Annotated in this window: 14 protein-coding genes and 1 pseudogene; 8 read left to right on the top strand and 7 right to left on the bottom strand. The window is 71.3% G+C overall.

The genetic code is table 11. The annotated features are described in order from the left end of the window. Window position 1 precedes the first annotated feature (1 nt). Complete coding sequence (locus SLINC_RS04605; RefSeq protein WP_225988239.1) at window positions 2-3,199, bottom strand: RICIN domain-containing protein; 3,198 nt, start codon at window positions 3,197-3,199, stop codon at window positions 2-4. 203 nt (window positions 3,200-3,402) lie between these two features. Then, window positions 3,403-4,524 (bottom strand): glycoside hydrolase family 53 protein, encoded by a 1,122-nt coding sequence (locus tag SLINC_RS04600; RefSeq protein WP_067427115.1) that lies wholly within the window; start codon window positions 4,522-4,524, stop codon window positions 3,403-3,405. Window positions 4,525-4,810: 286 nt separating this feature from the next. Between SLINC_RS04600 and SLINC_RS04595 the strand changes: the two genes are divergently transcribed. Then, window positions 4,811-5,962, top strand: a complete 1,152-nt coding sequence (locus tag SLINC_RS04595; protein WP_079164405.1) for a serine hydrolase domain-containing protein — start codon at window positions 4,811-4,813, stop codon at window positions 5,960-5,962. A 32-nt stretch (window positions 5,963-5,994) separates the two neighbouring features. Here the strand turns inward: SLINC_RS04595 and SLINC_RS04590 are convergent, their stop codons facing one another. The 3 genes from SLINC_RS04590 to SLINC_RS04580 all read right to left on the bottom strand — a co-directional run bounded on the left by SLINC_RS04590 (window position 5,995) and on the right by SLINC_RS04580 (window position 10,138). After that, window positions 5,995-7,350 carry an FAD-dependent oxidoreductase gene (locus SLINC_RS04590; RefSeq protein WP_067427112.1) on the bottom strand — a complete coding sequence of 452 codons (1,356 nt, stop codon included), beginning with the start codon at window positions 7,348-7,350 and terminating at the stop codon, window positions 5,995-5,997. Between the two features lie 212 nt (window positions 7,351-7,562). Next, a complete protein-coding gene (locus SLINC_RS04585) occupies window positions 7,563-8,951 on the bottom strand; it encodes a Tat pathway signal sequence domain protein (protein ID WP_067427109.1) in 1,389 nt (462 codons plus the stop codon). Between the two features lie 170 nt (window positions 8,952-9,121). After that, window positions 9,122-10,138, bottom strand: a complete 1,017-nt coding sequence (locus SLINC_RS04580; protein ID WP_182449278.1) for a zinc-dependent alcohol dehydrogenase — start codon at window positions 10,136-10,138, stop codon at window positions 9,122-9,124. A gap of 155 nt (window positions 10,139-10,293) precedes the next feature. Between SLINC_RS04580 and SLINC_RS04575 the strand changes: the two genes are divergently transcribed. Continuing rightward, window positions 10,294-12,009, top strand: coding sequence for an IlvD/Edd family dehydratase (locus tag SLINC_RS04575; protein ID WP_211292752.1), 1,716 nt, complete (start codon window positions 10,294-10,296; stop codon window positions 12,007-12,009). 48 nt (window positions 12,010-12,057) lie between these two features. Here the strand turns inward: SLINC_RS04575 and SLINC_RS47885 are convergent, their stop codons facing one another. After that, window positions 12,058-12,213, bottom strand: coding sequence for a hypothetical protein (locus SLINC_RS47885; RefSeq protein ID WP_159425324.1), 156 nt, complete (start codon window positions 12,211-12,213; stop codon window positions 12,058-12,060). A gap of 65 nt (window positions 12,214-12,278) precedes the next feature. Between SLINC_RS47885 and SLINC_RS49175 the strand changes: the two are divergent. The 6 genes and pseudogenes from SLINC_RS49175 to SLINC_RS04555 all read left to right on the top strand — a co-directional run. After that, window positions 12,279-12,445 (top strand): annotated as a pseudogene (locus tag SLINC_RS49175) (short-chain dehydrogenase); the annotation flags it as partial. A 134-nt stretch (window positions 12,446-12,579) separates the two neighbouring features. Beyond that, a complete protein-coding gene (locus tag SLINC_RS49170) occupies window positions 12,580-12,885 on the top strand; it encodes a FadR/GntR family transcriptional regulator (protein ID WP_067427103.1) in 306 nt (101 codons plus the stop codon). Window positions 12,886-12,962: 77 nt separating this feature from the next. Beyond that, window positions 12,963-13,136: a hypothetical protein gene (locus SLINC_RS47180; protein WP_435861911.1), complete on the top strand. Its 174-nt coding sequence runs from the start codon at window positions 12,963-12,965 to the stop codon at window positions 13,134-13,136. A gap of 41 nt (window positions 13,137-13,177) precedes the next feature. After that, window positions 13,178-13,798, top strand: a complete 621-nt coding sequence (locus SLINC_RS04565; RefSeq protein WP_067427100.1) for a bifunctional 4-hydroxy-2-oxoglutarate aldolase/2-dehydro-3-deoxy-phosphogluconate aldolase — start codon at window positions 13,178-13,180, stop codon at window positions 13,796-13,798. 32 nt (window positions 13,799-13,830) lie between these two features. Continuing rightward, window positions 13,831-14,751: a sugar kinase gene (locus tag SLINC_RS04560; RefSeq protein WP_067444972.1), complete on the top strand. Its 921-nt coding sequence runs from the start codon at window positions 13,831-13,833 to the stop codon at window positions 14,749-14,751. Between the two features lie 15 nt (window positions 14,752-14,766). Continuing rightward, window positions 14,767-15,678 carry an SMP-30/gluconolactonase/LRE family protein gene (locus SLINC_RS04555; protein ID WP_067427098.1) on the top strand — a complete coding sequence of 304 codons (912 nt, stop codon included), beginning with the start codon at window positions 14,767-14,769 and terminating at the stop codon, window positions 15,676-15,678. A gap of 63 nt (window positions 15,679-15,741) precedes the next feature. Here SLINC_RS04555 and SLINC_RS04550 read toward each other — a convergent pair whose 3' ends face one another. Beyond that, on the bottom strand, window positions 15,742-16,887 hold the full coding sequence (locus SLINC_RS04550) for an ABC transporter substrate-binding protein (RefSeq protein ID WP_067427093.1): 1,146 nt from the start codon (window positions 16,885-16,887) through the stop codon (window positions 15,742-15,744). Window positions 16,888-17,716 lie beyond the last annotated feature (829 nt).

Genomic DNA, 17,716 nt, shown 5'->3' with positions numbered 1-17,716 from the left:
CTCAGCGCCGTACGAGATCGATCCGGTACGTCGTCGTCCGTGACCCGTCCTCACCGGTCACGGAGACGACGGCCCGGGTCCTACCGTGCTCACGGACCTTGTCGACCGTGACGCTCGCGTAGGGGTCGCGTGCCGTCGCCGTGACCACGGCACGGGCCGGATCGGCGGTGACGACCCGGTAGCCGGTCCTGTCGGGGTCGAAGGCGGCCACCGGCACACCGGCGACCTCGATCGACGCGGCGGCGGCGTCCGAGGAGACACCCGGGGAGTCGGCGTACACCTCGATCTCGCTGAGGGTGATGTAACCGCCGGGCCGGGCGGTCATCACCACGCGCACGCCCGTCGCCGGTCCTGCCGCCTCCAGCGGTATGCCGACCACCGGAGTGCCCTCGGTGCCCACCGCGATCTCGCCGCTCGCGTCGGCCCAGGTGCCGTCGGTGCCGCGCACCTGCGCCTTGACGGCCGACGGGAAGGACACGTTGGTCCCGTCGCGGTGGAAGTGCGCCACGACCCGGTTCAGATCGCGGGCCTTCGGCAGGGAGAAGGTGATGGTGTCGGACGGGTTCTTGGTGCCCGACCTCCAGTTGGACCAGGCCTTCTCGGCGGTGTCGCCGTTGCGCAGCCGCTCGGCGGAGTAGCCACTCTCCGTGTACGTGGCCGCCACCGACACACCGGCGTCCGGCGCGATGTTGGTCTGCACCGGTTCGCTGACCTGCACACGGACGGTCGCCCCGGCCGTACTGCCGTCCACGATCCGCGCGGTTCCCCGCAGCGTGACGACGCCGGTCTTGTCGAACGCCCCGTCGGGTGCCGGTTCCCAGGTCACCGGCAGGGCGGTCCTGCCGCCGTGGGTGCCGACGCCGACGACCGTGTCCGGCAGCTCGGGGCTCCCGCCGATGTGGGTCTTGGCGCGGCCGGGCAGCGTCGAGGCGATCGTGTCGACGGTGACGACCGCCTTCGCGGGGATCTGCCGGCCGAGCGGATCGGTCGCCCGGCCGGTGACGCGCACGGTTCCGGGGTCACGCCACTTGCGGTCCGGCGGGACGTTCCAGACCACGGGAAGCGCGCCGCGGGCGCCGTCCCGGTACTGCGGTGTCACCGTCTGCGGCAGCTTCGGCGCCAGGCCGGGGACGGTGAACACCTCGGCCTGTTTCGTGCGCAGCACTGTCTCGTCGGTCGCGGCCCAGCGCTGGTTCGCCGCCGAGGTCGGGGTGTACGTCGACACCCGGGCCCCGTCCGCGGTGGACTGTCCGGCCACGTCGAGGAGGCGGCCGGTGGCGGCGTTGACGAACGTCCAGGTGCCGTCGCCGGTCGTCGACAGGATCCACTGCGCGGCCGGGTCGGGCGCGGTGTCCGCCGGGTCCAGGAGGACGGCCTGGTCGTCGCGCACCGCGAGCCGTTTGCCGTGGGTGGCGCTGGTGAGGGCGTAACGCTCACTGTGGTCGTTGCCGGGCGTCAACTGCCGTACGGACCACAGCTGTTCGGCGCTGGCCTGGTCGGTCGTGCGGATGACGACACCGCTGCCGTCCTCCGACGGGGTGAGCGACTTGCCGCTGTGGGCGCCCTGGAGCCGGTAGACGTGGCCGGGCTGGACGAGGGCGGCGTCCTTCGCCACCCCGGCGACGCCCTCGACGAGGAAGGTGGTGACCGACTTCGCGGGGACGGTGAGGGTGGCCGAGCGGTCGGTGACCCGGACCGGGGTGCCGCGGACGAGCGCGCCGTCCGCGCTGGTCACCACCGGCGTCACGGTCGCCCGGGACGCGACCTTGGCGAAGCGCGAGAGGTCCAGGGTCACGGAGCGCGCGGACGTGCCGCCGTTGACGTGCACCACGGTCGCCGCACGGCCGGACTTCTTCAACGCGGCGACGCTGTTGGTGTCGTCGGTCTTCACGAAGCGATCGCCCGGGCGGATGTGGTGGGTGAAGTTCCGGATGGTGTGGAACTTGGAGTTGGCGCGGATCGGGCAGGTCTCCAGGGTGTCCTCGGCCGTGCAGTTGAACGGCACATGGATGCTGCCCCAGTTCTTGCCGGCCGCGGCCTGGGGGATCGAGTCCTCGATCGGCTGCCAGAACACCCAGGCGGAGGGCTCCAGTTCACGCATGTCGTCGACCATCCGGGTGGCGATGCCGAGACCCGGTTCCATGCTGGTGAAGTCGGTGCCGGTGCCCCAGGTGCCCTCGACCTCGCTCATCCACAGCTTCTTGTCCGCGCCCTTGGCGATGTCCCGGGCGCTGGTGCGCTGGCCGGTGCCGTAGGTGTGCACGTTGAGCTGGTCGACGGCGGCACGCGCGTCGGCGCCGTAGGCGTTCCAGTTCTGGGTGAAGATGCCGGGGTTGGTCTCGTCCATCGCGGAGAGGTCCGCGTCGGTGCTCGCCCCGTCGAGTGCCTTGTCCAGGGCGAGGATCACCTTCTGCTGGAGGGCCGGTCCGGCGTGGGCGCCTTCCTGACGCCCGCCCGTGGGCTGCCCGTCGGCCCCCAACTGGGTGCCCCAGTAGTTGGTGTTGGGCTCGTTCAGCGGATCGATGGTGTCGAAGTCGATGCCGTGGGCCTTCTCCAGCTCCTCGGTCACCCGCACCAGATAGGCCGCGAAGTCGTCGGCGCGGTCGGCGCGGATCTGGTCCGTGTTCGCGTCGAAGCCGCCGGAGACATAACCGCTGACCGTCTGGAACCAGGGCGGGGAGTTGCTGAACGCCTCCCACGTGGTGACCTTGTCCTTGACCTGGTCCACCCACCAGCGCTGCCCCGCGTCGGCGCCCCAGTCCCAGTGGTCGGGGTTGTCCGGGTCCCACCAGTCCATGTCCTCGCGGGTGGTCCCCTCGGGGGCCTTCCAGAAGCCCTCCATCGTCGCGCCGGCCTTCATGTAGTCCTTGCGGACGTCCGGGGCGTTGCCGCCGCCGATGTTGTAGCGGGCGATGTTGAGGGCGAGGCCGTCCTCGCCGAACAGCATGTCGACGAGCTGTCTTCGGATCGGCTCCGGGTACGTGCCCGTGGCGTTGGCGAACCAGACCAGGCTCGTCCCCCACCCCTCGAACTCCTGCTGCTGGTACGACGGATCGACCCGCACGGTCACCGAGCTGAGCGGCGAGGTCTCCGCGACGGCGGCTCCGGCGGTGGGCGCGGGGCCGGTGACGAGACCCGCTCCGAGGACCACGGGTACCAATGGCGTCAACGCCCGGGCGATGCGATGTCGACTGGACACGGAACTCCCTTCACAGAACAGAGGGAAACAGAATCGACCAGAAGCGATCGGGCTCAAGGCATGCTCAATGACGGAAATGAACACGTCAATACAGTGGTCGCAATCTGGCGGTATCCATCCGGGGCGGGCGCGGACGCACGAACGGCACCGTCCGCCGGGGACGGTGCTGTTCGTGGGGGTCAGGGGACTACGAGGTCAGGGGACTACGGGGTCCACTTGATGGTCGGGTTCACCTGGCCGGTCCAGTTGAAGATGGCCATGTTGTCCCAGCCGTTGCCGCTGTTGTTGATGTCGGCCGGGTCCCAGCCGTTGCCCTTCACCGCGTACCAGGTCGGCTCCCAGTAGAAGACGCCGATCGCCCCGGAGTTGCGGGCCGCGTTCTGTACGGCGGTGAAGTTGTCCGCCTGGCCCTGCCAGGAGAGCGGGTAGCCCGAGCAGCCCGAGGTGATCGAGTTGCCGGTGCTGTCGGCGTTGGCCGAGGTGAACGGGTAGGCCGTCTCGGCGATGACCACGTCCTTGCCGTACCGCGACTTCATGTCGGCCACGACGCTGCCCATGTTGGCGATCGTGCCGTGCCACGGGCAGTAGTAGGAGAGCCCGGTGATGTCCCAGGTGACGCCCTTCGACCTGATCCCGTCGTAGAACCAGCGGGCGTGCTCGTCGCTGTCCGAGTTGGCCGTGTGGATGATCACCTGGGTGCCGCTGTTGCACGCCTTGGTCGCGTTGTAGCCGGACTTCAGGAGCAGGCTGAGGTTGGTGAAGTCGTTGTTCACCACCTTGCCCTCGTTCCACAGCATGCCGACGTTGATCTCGTTGCCGATCTGCACGCTGTCCGGGGTGGTGCCCTGGGACTTGAGGCTGTTGCACACGTCGTACGTGTAGTTGTAGACGTCGGTCTGCAACTGGCCGATGGTGTGGCCGGACCAGGCCGCCGGCTTCGTCTGGGTGCCCGGGTCCGCCCAGGTGTCCGAGTAGTGGAAGTCGACGAGCAGCTTCAGGCCCTTGGCCTTCACCTGCTTCGCGTACGCCAGCACCTTGGCCTTGTTGTTGTAGCCGCTCGCCGGGTTGTTCCACACCCGCAGGCGGACGTAGTTCACGCCCAGGCCCTTGAGGATGTCGAGCGGGTCCCTGGCGGTGCCGCTCGCGTCGTAGTACTTGGCGCCGAGGTCGAGCGCTCTCTGGGCGGTGGACACGTCGGCACCTCGCATGGTCAGCGAGTTGGCCGCCGAGGCGTCGGTGGGCGTGGTGAGCAGGGACGCGGGCAGGGCGACGGCCGCCAAGAACAGGGCGGCCCTCACGATGCGACCTGGACCGTGCACGGTCATCCCGAACTCCTTCGATCGAGACGCGGGGGAGTCGAAGCCAACGGCTTGACATGCGCATGGGGTGGGATCTGTGATCGTTCACAGTAAGAGAGGTTCTGAGCCCTGTAAATACTTGTGTCGTTCGCATTACGTGCAGGTGGTTAGCCTCTTGTCTGGTCAGGCAGATTGGGTACGTACACAGAGATCGCAGGTTGCGGGGGATGGCCACAGGCGATGGCCGGGGGACAGCGGGATGGGGCGCTCTCGTCTTGGCTGGTGGGATGGTCGCCAACAGAAGGGGCATCCCATGCATGTGTCAGGAAGGCGTCGGCGGAACTTATTGGTTCTGACCGGCCTGGCCGCAGTCCTCACCGCATCGAGCGGGCTCACGGCCGCGGCGACGCCGGGGCCCGCCGATCCGCTTCAGCGGCGGGTGGACGCGCTGCACGGCACCGGGGCCGTCGGCGTGTTCGCCGAGGCGTCGTCGCCGGGCACGCGGGACATCGCACGCGCCGGGACGGCCGAGAGGGGAACCGGGAGGCCGATGCCGTGGAACGGCAGGTTCCGGATCGGCAGCGCAGCCAAGACCTTCACCGCCACGGTCGTGCTGCACCTCGTCGGCGAGGGGCGCATGTCCCTGGACGACACCGTCGAGCGGTGGCTGCCGGGAGTGGTCCGGGGCAACGGCAACGACGGCCGCAGGATCACCGTGCGGCAGCTGTTGCAGCACACCAGTGGTGTCCCCGACGTCCTGCCGGAGATCCCCGCGCTGAACAGCGCGGCCGGCTATCGCGCCGAGAGGTTCCGCACCTACACCCCCGAGGAGTTGGTGGGGATGGCGATGCGGCACGCGCCGACGTTCCCCACCCCGGGCGACGGCTGGTCCTACTCCAACACCAACTACGTCCTCGCCGCGATGCTCATCCGCGAGGTGACCGGCCGGAGCTGGGCGCACGAGGTGGACGAGCGGATCATCCGCCCGCTGGGTCTGAGGGGCACCAGTACGCCCGGCGCCTTCCCGTTCATGCCAGGTCCGCACGCCCACAGCTATGCCTGGTTCGGCACCGGCACCGGAGTCGACGTCACGACGCTCAACCCGAGCATGGGCGTCGGCTCCGGCTCGATCATCAGCACCGCCCACGACCTGAGCCGGTTCTACACCGCGCTGCTCGGTGGCCGTCTGCTGAAACCGGCCCAGCTCGCCGAGATGACGGCCACCAGGGACGCACCCGAGCTGGGTGTGAAGTACGGCCTCGGTCTGGGGGAGATCCCGCTGTCCTGCGGCGGCAGCTACTTCGGTCATCTGGGCGAACTGCTCGGCTATCACACCTTGGCCGGCGTCACCCGGGGCGGGACCCGGACCGCCGTGGTCTACCTCACCAGTGACGGCGGCCCGGACACCCAGAAGGCCATGAACACACTCGTGGACCAGGAACTGTGCCGCGGCGAGGACCGGTAGTCGTCCACCGACGACCGGGCCGCACGCCCCGCTCAGGCCCCCGGCTGCTCCGGTGCGGCCGGCGGCTCGGTGAGGGGCGGGGCGGCGGGCTGGAAGAGGACGGCCCGGGCCACCGGTGGGGCGAAGAGGGTGGTGACGGGGGCGGCGAGGGTCAGGACGGAGCGGAAGGCGCGGCCCACGACGGGGTCGCTGGGGTAGCGCTCCTGGACGCGCGCCAGGTACCAGTCGGCGGCGCGGTCCGCGGGCTTGCCCTCGACCGCGGTGCCGACCGCGCCCGGCATCTTGCGGTCCGCGCCGGCGGAGATGTCCCACGCCTGCTTGGACGCCGCGAGCACGGCACGTTGCACGCGCAGTGTCGTCGGAGTCTCGCGTGGATCGGCCAGGACGTCGCGCAGGGCGACCGCGCTCATCGCGGCGACGGCCATGCCCTGCCCGTAGATCGGGTTGAAGGTGCACAGGGCGTCGCCGGTGGCGAGGAATCCGGCCGGGCGGTGGCCGGGCAGGTCGTAGCGGCGGCGGGCGTTCGAGGTCCGTCGGTAGCCGAACGGCGGTGTGAGCGGTTCGGCCTCGTCCAGCCACCGGTGCAGGAGCGGATGCGGCAGCTTCTTGGCGTATGCCACGAACGCGTCGTCGCCCGTGGGCGGTTCGTCGCCGCGCAGCCCCGAGACGATGACCAGATGGCTGCCGTCCTCCAGCGGCAGCGCACCGCCGGCGTGGACCTGGGCCGGGCTGGGATAGACGTAGTAGCCGAGGGTGTCGCCGTCGAGGGCGCCGGGCTTGCCGCGGTAGATGCGTGAGGCGTACGCGAGCCCGGTGTCGATGGTCTCCTCGTGTGGGGCCTCGGCGCCGATCGCCGTGAGCCACTGCGGGGCCTTCGTACCGCTGCCGGACGCGTCGACGACCAGGTCGGCCTCAAGGACGCGCTCCTCCCCGCGGGAGTCGCCGGAACGGTCCCGCAGCCGCACACCCCGCACCCGCGAGGCGTCGCCGAGGAGCCCGACGACATCGCTCCCCTCCACCACGCCGATCACCGGATTGGCGAGAACGCGCCGTCGCACCAACTCCTCCAGCTGCGCGCGGGAACCGGTGTAGATGTGGGTCGTCGCGGGCAGCCGCCTGAACCACCGCCCGTCCTGGCACTGGGCCATGTCCGACGGCATGCCCACGCGTGGCGCTCCCGCCGCCCGCAGCTCCGCGAGGAAGCCCGGCAGGAGCGACTCCAGGGCCGTCTGGCCGCCCTCCAGCAGGACATGCGGATGCCGGCCCTGCGGCACGCCTGACCGCGGCTGCGCACCTTCCGGGAAACTGTCGCGCTCCACGACGGTCACCTGGTCCGCGTGCCCGGCCAGGACGTGCGCCGCGAGGAGCCCCGCGAGACTCCCACCCACAACGACCGCGTGCCGCCCGCCCCGACCGCCGTCCACGCCCCAACCGCCCGTACCCCCGGCAGAGTTCACCGATGTGCCCCCCTGATCGCCACGTCGTGAGAAGACACCAGTATCCAGCCCCGCAGGGGCGGTTGACCCTGTTCCAGCCCTTCTGCGCCTGCTGAATACACCCGTCACGCCCCCCCGCCACCGCATCCGCCCGCCGCGGTGCCTCAGACGCGCAGCGGGTTCGTACGCGTCGCCGCCAGCAGGTACCAGGCGGTCGCGCCGGTGTGCCGGTAGGGGTAGTAGCCGAACCCGAAACCGGTGTCGAGCGGGCTGCTCGCCGAGACGATGCCGGAGCGGACCGGAGCGGCGGAGCCGCCGAGCGTCTGGTCGGTGCCGAGCAGGTCCTGGGCCCGCTCGGCGGAGGCGAGCAGGCGCCGGGCGCGTGACTCGTCCCCGGACGCGCGCCGGTCGCGCAGGGCGAGGGCCAGGTGGGCGGTGCCCTCGAACCACACGCCGTTGCGGTCGGGCTTGGGCTGGCCGTCGGCGATCGGGGCGTCCTCGTTCGCCAGGAGACTGGCGGAACTGAAGGTGACCCCCTCGTAGGACTGACCCGCCGGGACCGTGCTGTTGGGCCGGTCGGCCGTGTCCAGGACGGCGAGTTCCCTCGCGGCCCAGTCCACGGACCGGGCGTGGGCGGCGGAGGACAGGGCGAGCCGGGTCCAGGTCTGGGTGTCCTCGGGGATCGGCGACTTGTTGATCGTCACCCCGTCGTTGCTCCCGGTGTAGAAGAAGCCCCCGGTCGGCTCCCACATCTTCCGGACGAAGGCTTCGGCACGCGCGCGCCGCTCCCGCCACACCCGGTCCCCGGTGAGCCGGGCGAGCCTGCCGAACAGGGCGATCAGATCGGTGTTGTGCTCGGTGGAGGTGAAGGGCAGCTTCTCGTCGGCGCCGTTGACCCCGAACTTGTAGCCGCCGAGCGGTTCGTCGGTACGGCCGACGCGCTCGATCCACTCACCGATCCGCACCGCCCCGGCCAGGAACCGCTTCTCGCCGGTCCGTCCCGCGAGGGTGCTCAGCGCGATACCGGCCCAGGCCATGTCGCCCACCGCCGTACCGGTGAAGCCGAACTGGGTGCCGACGTTGGCCGTGCCGTCCGCCCGCACGAATCCGTCCGGCTGCCGGGAGCCGTCGTAGAAGGTGTACGGCCCGACGTTGTACGCCTGACGCAGTCTGCCGTCGTCGTACCCCGGGTCGTGGGTCTGCGCGTACAGCAGCGCGTCGCCGAGTGCGGTGGCCCGGGAGCGGCCGTCCCGGGTGCCGGTGGCGAGGCAGGCCAGGACCGCGAGGGCGTTGTCGTAGGTGAACGCCGTACTGAACAGGCCGGCCTGGTCGGTGTAGCTCTGGGCCAGGCGGACGGTGCCGTGGTCCGGGTAGGCGTCCATGGCGGCGGCGAGGAAGGCGTGCGCCCGGCGCTGCGGGGAGGCGGTGACGGGCGCACGCCCGACGGCCCCGGCCGTACCGGAACCGGCCGCGGTGAGGGCCGCGGCGCCGACCCCGAGTCCGGTCCCGAGGAGCGCGCGGCGGCTGTACGCCGGGCCTTGTCTGCCGGTCATGGGACTCCCTGAACGTCGCGGGTCGGCAAGGTGCGGCCCGCGGAGGTCTGTGGGTGTGAGAGCGCTCTCAAGGCCGCGCGCTCATTCTGCTGCGGTGGGTTCGCCCGGTCAACGCCTGTCACTGCCACATCAGTTGTGGGGATTTCCGGCGCCGATACCGGGCCGGTCGCTCAGTCCGCGCGCGGGTCGACGTGGATCTTCGGACCCGGTCCGGCGTGGGCCGGGCGTTCGCCGGCCAGGACAGCGCCGACCCCGTGCAGGCCGACCGTCGTGGCGACGAGCGGTCGGGGGTCGATCAGGCCGTCGGCGTAGGCGCGGATGGTGGCGGCCAGGCCCGGGGAGCCGGAGAGGATGCCGACCGCCGTCACGTCCTTGAGGACGAGCGTCCGGGTGTCGAACCTGCTGGGCTCACCGGCCAGCCCGATGTAGACCAGGCGGCCGGCCGGTTCGACCGACTCCAGTGCCAGGGCGGGCAGATGGGCGGCGTTCGAGGCGTCGACGACCGCGTCGAACGGCAGGTCCGGGACGGCGTCCTCGGTCCAGGTGTGCTCGAAGCCCAGCTCACGGGCGAAGGCGAGCGAAGCGTCGGTGACCCCCATCAGGTGCACCTCCGCACCCGCCGCACGCAGGAACATCGCCACCAGGAGGCCGATCGTCCCCGGACCGAGGACCAGGGTCCGGTCGCCGGGGCGTGGCGCGGCGGCCCGCGCGGCGCGCAGGGCGTTGGCGCCCGGCTCGACCAGCGCGCCGAGGACGGCGTCGACGGCATCGGGCAGTACGTGCAGCGAGGACACCGGTACGGCGAGCCGCTCGGCCAGGGCACCGGCCCGGCCGCCGCGGATGCCGACCTCCTGCCGCTGCTCGCAGACATGCTGCCGGCCGCGCCCGCAGCGGCGGCAGACACCGCAGCCGAGCATCGTGTCCCCCATGACCCGTCGGCCGAGCCAGTCGGCGTCGACACCGGCGCCGACCGCCGTCACGCGCCCGGACCACTCGTGACCGGGGCGCATCGGGTAGGAGGAGTGACCTTCGTGGAGGTAGGCCATCGCACCGGTGAAGAACTCCATGTCGGTTCCGCACACACCGACCCGGTCGACGTCGACGACGACCTCACCGGGGAGCGCCACCGGTTCCGGGACCTCGCGCACCGCGAACTCGCCGGGGGCCGTCAGCTCGAAGGCGCGCATGACAGGCACGGGTTCAGCTCTCCAGTACTCGACGGATCGGGGGATGACCGCTGGTGGGGAGGTCCTCGTCGGGGTCTGTCGGGCCGCCGTGCCTCTGCGTATCCTTCACGACGATCCCGACTGTAGATCGTCGTACCGATTACCGGAAGGGGCTCATGGTGAGGCTCCGCAGTGCGCAGTGGTACGCGGGCGAGGACCGCAACGCCTACATCCACCGGGCATGGATGCGGCGAGGAGTGCCGGGCGACGCCTTCACCGGGCGCCCGCAGATCGCCATCGCCAACACCGCCTCGGACCTGACCCCCTGCAACGCGCATCTGGACGAGGTGGCCTCCTCCGTCCGCGACGGGGTGTACGAGGCGGGCGGCATCCCCCTGGACCTGCCCGTGGTGTCGCTGGGCGAGACCAATGTGCGGCCCACGGCGATGCTGTGGCGGAACATGGCGGCGATGGCCACGGAGGAGATGCTGCGGGCCAACCCCATCGACGGCGTGGTGCTGTTGGGCGGCTGCGACAAGACGATCCCGTCGCTGCTCATGGCCGCCGCCTCGGTGGATCTGCCCGCCGTCGTGGTGCCCGGTGGCCCGATGCTGACCGGCACGTTCCGCGGCCGGCCGCTCGGCTGCGGCACCGACGTGTGGCGGCTGTCGGAGGAGGTGCGGGCCGGGACGCTCTCGCAGGAGCAGTTCACCCGCTCCGAGTCGGCGATGATCCGGAGCCGCGGACACTGCAACACCATGGGCACCGCCTCGACGATGGCCCTGGTGGCCGAGGCGCTCGGCACGGTCGTCCCCGGCGTGGCCGGTACACCGGCCCCCGACAGCCGGCTGCTGGAGGCCGCGCACCACACCGGGCGGCTCGCGGTGGACATGGTGGGCGCCGACCGGCGGCCCGCCACCTTCCTGACGAGGGCCTCCTTCCACAACGCGATCGTGGCACTGGCGGCCGTCGGCGGCTCGACCAACGCGGTCGTCCATCTCCTGGCCATCGCGGGTCGGTTGGGCATCGACCTGACGCTGGACGACTTCGACCGCATCGGCTCGCGGGTGCCGGTCCTGGTGGACCTCCAGCCGGCCGGTCGCTTCCTCATGGAGGACTTCCACCGGGCCGGCGGACTGCTCGCGGTCCTGCGCGAGGTCCGCGACCTGCTCGACCCCGAGGCCCTGACCGTCGACGGCACCCCGCTGGTCGACCATCTCGACGACGCCCCGATCTGGGACGGCGAGGTCATCCGTACCCGCGCCGAGCCGCTGGTCGCCGAGGGCGGCATCGCCGTACTCCGTGGCAACCTCGCACCCGACGGCGCGGTCATCAAACCCGCCGCGGCCTCCCCGCATCTGCTGCGGCACCGCGGCCGGGCCGTCGTCTTCGACTCCATCGAGGACTTCCATGCCCGCATCGACGACCCCGACCTCGACGTGGACGCCGACTCGGTACTGGTCCTGCGCGGCTGCGGCCCCAAGGGCTACCCCGGCATGCCGGAGGTGTCCAACATGCCGCTGCCGCGCAAGCTCCTCGCCGAGGGCGTCCGCGACATGGTCCGGGTGTGCGACGGCCGGATGAGCGGCACCGCGTACGGCACGGTCGTCCTGCACGTGGCTCCGGAGGCCGCGGCCGGCGGCCCGCTCGGGCTGGTGCGGACCGGCGACTTCATCACCCTGGACGTCCCGGGCCGCCGTATCGACGTCGACGTGTCCGCCGACGAGCTCGCCCGCAGGGCCCCCGGCAAGGAGACCGTCGCCGGCTTCGCGAACCCGCGACGCGGCTGGGAACGGCTCTACGTCGACCACGTCCTCCAGGCCGACACCGGCGCCGACCTCGACTTCCTGGTCGGGTCCAGCGGGTCGGAGGTCAGCAGGGAGTCGCACTGACCGCCACAGACCGCCGCTTCGCCCGGACTCCACCGGCGAGGCGGGCGTTCAGCTGGCGGTGATACGGGAGTCGACCCGCCGCATCCAGTCCCCGTCGGTGTGCCACATGGGGTGGTGCGGGGCCGCGTCGGAGGTCAGGACGACGCTGTGGAAACCGGCGGCGAGGCAGCGGCCGACGACGAACTCCGCCATGTCCTTGCCCACGGCGTCCTCCTCGAAGCGCGGTCGATGTCGGCGAACGGCTCGCCGGGTCCGGCCTGCGTGTTCCAGCCGTCGAGTACGGTCCTGACATCCGGGTCGACACGATGTTGCCCGGCCCCATCATGACCGCCGCCTGGGGCGGTGTTCCGGAGCCCGGCCGCCGGAGGCCGCCTATGTGACCGGCGCCGGCCTGGTGGTCGATGGAGGATGGAGCGTCATGAAGGAGTCCTCGTGAGCGACGCGCACAGCGGTCGTGGACCGACAAGGAAACGGAGCACGTGGTGACCCATCCCCCCAAGGGGCCGCACGGCCGGGCCGTGGAGGAACTGGGCCGGCGCATCGTCCGCGGCTACCCCCCCCCCGGGCTCCGTGGTGGACCCGGTCAAGTGCGAGACGGAGTCCGGCGTCAGCAGGACCGTGGTCCGCGGGGCCATGCGCGTGCTCGCCGCCAAGGGCCTGCTCGAACCGAAGCAGAAACGCGGCACGACCGTCCGGCCCCGCGCCGACTGGAACCTGCTCGACAGCGACCTGCTGCGCCGGCAGGGCGGCAGCGCCCCGACCGACTGCTTCCTGGAGGATCTCGCCGAGGTCCGCGCGACAGTCGAACCCGCCGGAGCCCGCCCAATTACTCAGCCGGACGGAGGTCGTCATCGAGACCGGCCTGCGCATCCGTGACCGGATCGTGCACGGCGCCCGGCACTTCTCCGACTCCATCCCCGTGCACCAGGACCTGCTGGACGCGGTCGAAGCGGGTGACCCAGACGCCCGAACTCTTTTGCTTCGTGGACGGTCACGCCGCCCTGGGGTCCCGCCCGGGTCTCGGCGTCGACATCGACGAGAATGCCGTACGCCGCGCCGCCGAGGCCGGCCACCCCTGGCGCAACCCCGTATGGCGGGGCGCCGACGGGGCGTTCACCGAATGGTGAGCACCGCCCATGAACCGCACGTCCAAGGAGAGCCCGCTCCCATGAACCTCGTGGAATCCCTGCGCACTCAGCGCCTGCTGGCGATCGTCCGCGGCAAGGATCCCGCAGCCGCCCTGAGTACCGTACGGACCCTCGCCGAAGAGGGCATCGCCGCTGTCGAGGTCTCGCTGACCACCACCGACGCCCTGGCCGTGATCCGGCAGGCCCGTGCCGAACTCGGCCCCGACGCGCTGCTCGGAGCCGGGACCGTGCGCTCGGCCGAGGACGCCGCCCGCGCGATCGACGCGGGTGCCTCCTTCCTCGTCACCCCGGCACTGGTCGACGGCCTGGAGCCCTACGGCGTACCGGTGCTGATGGGGGCCCTGACACCGAGCGAGATCGAGTCCGCCCTCGCACGGGGCGCCGACGCGATCAAACTCTTCCCCGCCTCCCTCGGCGGCCCCGGCTATCTGAAGGCCCTGCGCGACCCGTTCCCCGAGGTGCCCTTCGTGCCCGTCGGCGGAGTGGACGCGCAGGCCGCCCGCGACTACCTCGACCGGGGCGCCCTCGCCGTCGGCGTCGGATCACCGCTCGTCGGGGACGCGGCCGACGGCGGCGACCTGGACCAACTCCGCTCCCGTGCGGCCGAGTTCCGCAAGGTGGCCGCGGGGGAGAGGCCGTGACCTCACCTGACGTCGTGACCTTCGGCGAGACGATGGCGGCGCTGAGGGCCCAGGGCGCGCTGCGACTGGGCGGCAGCCTCGGCCTGTCCGTCGCCGGAGCCGAGTCCAACGTCGCGATCGGCCTCGCCCGGCTCGGCCACCGGGTGCGCTGGGCAGGCCGCGTCGGTGCGGACGAACTCGGCGCGCTGGTCCTGCGCACGCTGCGTGCCGAGGGCGTCGACACCGGCCACGCGGTCACCGACGACACCGGCCGGCCCACCGGACTGCTGCTGACCGAACCCCGGCTGGGAACGCTGACCCGAGTCAGCTACTACCGCGCGGGTTCCGCGGGTTCGGCACTCGCACCGGACGACGTGCTGCCCGCCCTGGAGCCCGGGACCCGCGTTCTGCACCTGACCGGCATCACACCCGCGCTCGGTCCGTCGGCGGCCGAGACGGTCCTGTCCGCCGCGAGGACCGCCCGCGAGCGCGGTATCACCGTCAGCCTCGACGTCAACCACCGCTCCCGGCTGTGGACGTCCGACCGCGCCCGCACCGCACTGCGACCGATCCTGGCCCATACGGACCTGCTCATCGCCTCCGAGGACGAGCTTCCGCTGGTCCACGAAGCGCCTGGCGCGGGCGAGTCGGACGCCGTGCACGGCGTGCTGGCGGCGGGCGTCGCCGAGGTCGTCGTCAAGCGCGGCGCCCGTGGCGCGACCGTCTTCACCGCCGTGGGTTCAACCGACCGTGCCGCGCGAGAAGTCGACGCCGTCGACCTGGTCGGCGCGGGCGACGCCTTCGTGGCCGGATACCTCTCCGGCCTCCTCGACGGCATGGACATCCCTGCCCGGCTGCACCGGGCCGTCACCACCGCGGCCTTCGCCGTCGCCACCCGGGGCGACTGGGAGGGCCTGCCGACGCGGGACGAACTCGGGCTGTTCGACGAGCCCGACGGTACGACCATCCGCTGACCCGGAGGACTGATCATGACATCCGCATCGGCACCGACGGCGGTCGTCGTGTCCGGCGCGTACGAACTCGCCGAGGGCGGCCGCTGGATCGACGGCCGGTACGTGTACGTCGACATCCTCAGCGGCCGCCTCTTCGAACTCCGCGACGACACCGGGCCGGCGGCCCCGCGCCAACTGGCCCGGCTCGACGTGCCGTTGGGCGCCGTCGCGCCGGTGGGGGACCGGCCCGGGGCGTGGATCGCCGCCGCGGGCACCGGCGTCGCGCTGCTCACCGCCGACGGCGCACTGGAGTGGCTGGACCGCCCCGAGGACCGCACCGGCGTCCCCAGCCGGATGAATGACGGCGTCGCGGACCCCGCCGGCCGCTTCTGGGCCGGCAGCATGGCCTACGACGGCACCGCCGGCGCGGGCTCGCTCTACCGGACGGACCCCGACGGCACGGTGGAACGCGTCCTCGACGGCCTGACCATAGCCAACGGCCCGGCGTTCACCGCCGACGGCACGACCCTCTACCTCGCCGACACGGCCGTCGGCACCATCCTCCGCTGCCGGGTCGACCCCGCCTCCGGTGACCTCGTCGCCGGCCCGGAGACCTTCGCCCGACTCCGTGACGGCGAAGGCAGCCCCGACGGGATGACCGTCGATCAGGAGGGTTGCCTGTGGGTCGCGATGTGGGGCGCCGGCACGATCCGCCGCTACCACCCCGACGGCCACCTGCTCCACACCCTGACCGTGCCCGCTCCCCACCCCACCTCGGTGTGTCTGTCTCCCGGCGACAACCGCCTCTACGTCACCACGGCCCGCCGCGGGGTGAAGAACCCGACCGCGGCATCGGGCGGTGTGAGCCTTCCCGTACCGGCCGGAGGAACGGCGGCCTGCTCCTGGCGGGTCGGGCACGGATCAGCGGCTCCGGCACAGCGGAGGTGACGGGCCAGCTGAGGCGACCGGGCAGCTGAGGTGCCGGGGCAGCGCACCCGGCGTGGTGCCGCGTCAGGCGCCCGGGTGCAGACAGGGCCAGCCGGGTGTCGGGTCGCCCTTGACCTCGCCGAAGTAGAGGGCGAAGGTCTGCTTCAGCCGCTCGACCTGGGCCCGGTCCTCCATGAAGCGAGGGAACCCGTCCACGTTGGCGTTCGGGTACTCCCAGATCGGCTTCAGGCCGGCGGGCGGCGCGATGTCGCGGCGCACCGACCAGCTGTTGGAGGTCTGACGCTCGGTGGACAGCTGCCAGTTGAGGTAGAGCTTGGCCGCGGTGGGGTTGGCGGCCTGCTTGAGGATCGCGATCCGCTGCCCCCATGCCATGAACGGGTGTCCGTCGGGCATCATCCAGCGGTTCGGGGTGGTGATGAGCGGGCTGCCACCCGTACCGACGCCGATGATCTTCTCCTTGTTGGTGACCGCCGTGCCGGGGGAGAAGGAACCGCGGGCGAACTGCGGTTGCTGCGCGGCGAATGCGGCCACCCAGTCCCAGCCGTAGGTCTCCGCGTAGAGGGCGAAGAGGTAGAGCACCGCGTCGTCGTCGTGCGGGTAGGAGGAGGCGATGGCGCCCTTCCAGCGCGGGTCGACCAGGTCCAGAGGCGTCTGCGGCGCGTTGGCCCCGGCCGCCGCCACGTCGTAGAGGTAGCTGAAGGCGATGACCATGCCGGCCACCCAGGCACCGTCCGGATCCCGGAACTTCTTGTGGAGCTTGCCGAAACCGGCGGGCTTGTAGTGCAGCAGCCGTCCCTGACGCTTCCAGCGGGTGAAGTCGTGCAGCGTCTGCAACTGCACCACGTCGGGGACCAGGGTGTCGGTCGCGAACTGGTTGTCCACGCGGGCGTCGTGGTACTTGCTGTAGTCCACGATGAGGTCGAGGTCGATCTGCGGGAACCGCTGGCGGAAGGCGGTCCGGGCGCCGGCGCCGCTGCCGGAGTCGGCGAGGTCGCCGCCCGCGTAGATCACGAGCTTGCCGCCTTCGGCGATGGCGGCCTGGTACAGCTCGTCGAGGCTCCTGGTCTCCTCGGCTCCGGCTCCGGCGCCGCGTGCGGCTCCGGCCGGGGCTGCCGCGGCGGGGGACGCGGGGGCGCCGAGCGCGCCGAGGCCGAGCGCGGCGCCCGCTCCAATGGCAAGGAGGCGTCGTCGACTGGGGAGGCTGGTCACGGGGGTAACCCTTTCTGCGTGGGGGCAGAGATGTTCCCGGAGTACGGGCACGAGCGGTTCATCCGAACAATATCTGACGAGTCAGATGTATCGTGCTGGATGTGTCGGGTGTGATGCGAGTCGCACGGCCTGCTCGGTGGGCGGCGAGGACGCCGCGGTGGGGTCAACCAGTGCAGCGGGCGGGCCCGGCCGTCAAGGGGAGCAGAGGGACCTCGCTGGCCAGTCGGCCCCGCGAGCGTCCCAACGCCTCGCACCCAGCGGCCTCTTCATGGGCCCCGCCTGCCGCGTAGATCCCAGCACGAGAGTAGTGAGCTGCCAGTAGTGCTAGAGGAAAGCGAATCCCGCGTGACACGCCGGAGTCGTCCTTCCGGGCGGTTGCATGCCAGGGTGAATCAACGCCCATTCGATATTAATACGGTCAGTGCAGCTCGGGAATGCTCGTTCGTCGCGTTAACCCGTACTTTTCTTGGGTCCCCATGTGTCGAACATCTTGGGGGGGCGACGTGACTGTTGCAGTCATGTCCTGCGGAGTGTGCCCGCCGGTTTCCCCCTCGCCCGCCCGCAGGAAACTGGCACCATCCGGCCCATTAAGTATTTCTATGCATGCCGCGATTCGCTCGCCGAGTCTGGCGATGGCGCTCGAATGAAGCGAAATCGGATTTCTCTCCTGCGTAATATGCCAGCGACAGAAGCAGGCGATTCTGTGCGACCGAGAACCGCCAAGCAGGCATCATTCCCTCACAGGAGTTGGCCCCTCGATGACGCTGAATATCCCTGAAGCTCCACTACGGCGCACTATGTCGGTGTGGCTCGCCGCGGTAGCGGCCGT

The organism is Streptomyces lincolnensis, assembly GCF_001685355.1.
Lineage (GTDB): Bacteria > Actinomycetota > Actinomycetes > Streptomycetales > Streptomycetaceae > Streptomyces > Streptomyces lincolnensis.
The sequence above is the reverse complement of the archived record's forward strand: the minus strand, read 5'-3'. Positions and strand labels throughout refer to the sequence as shown.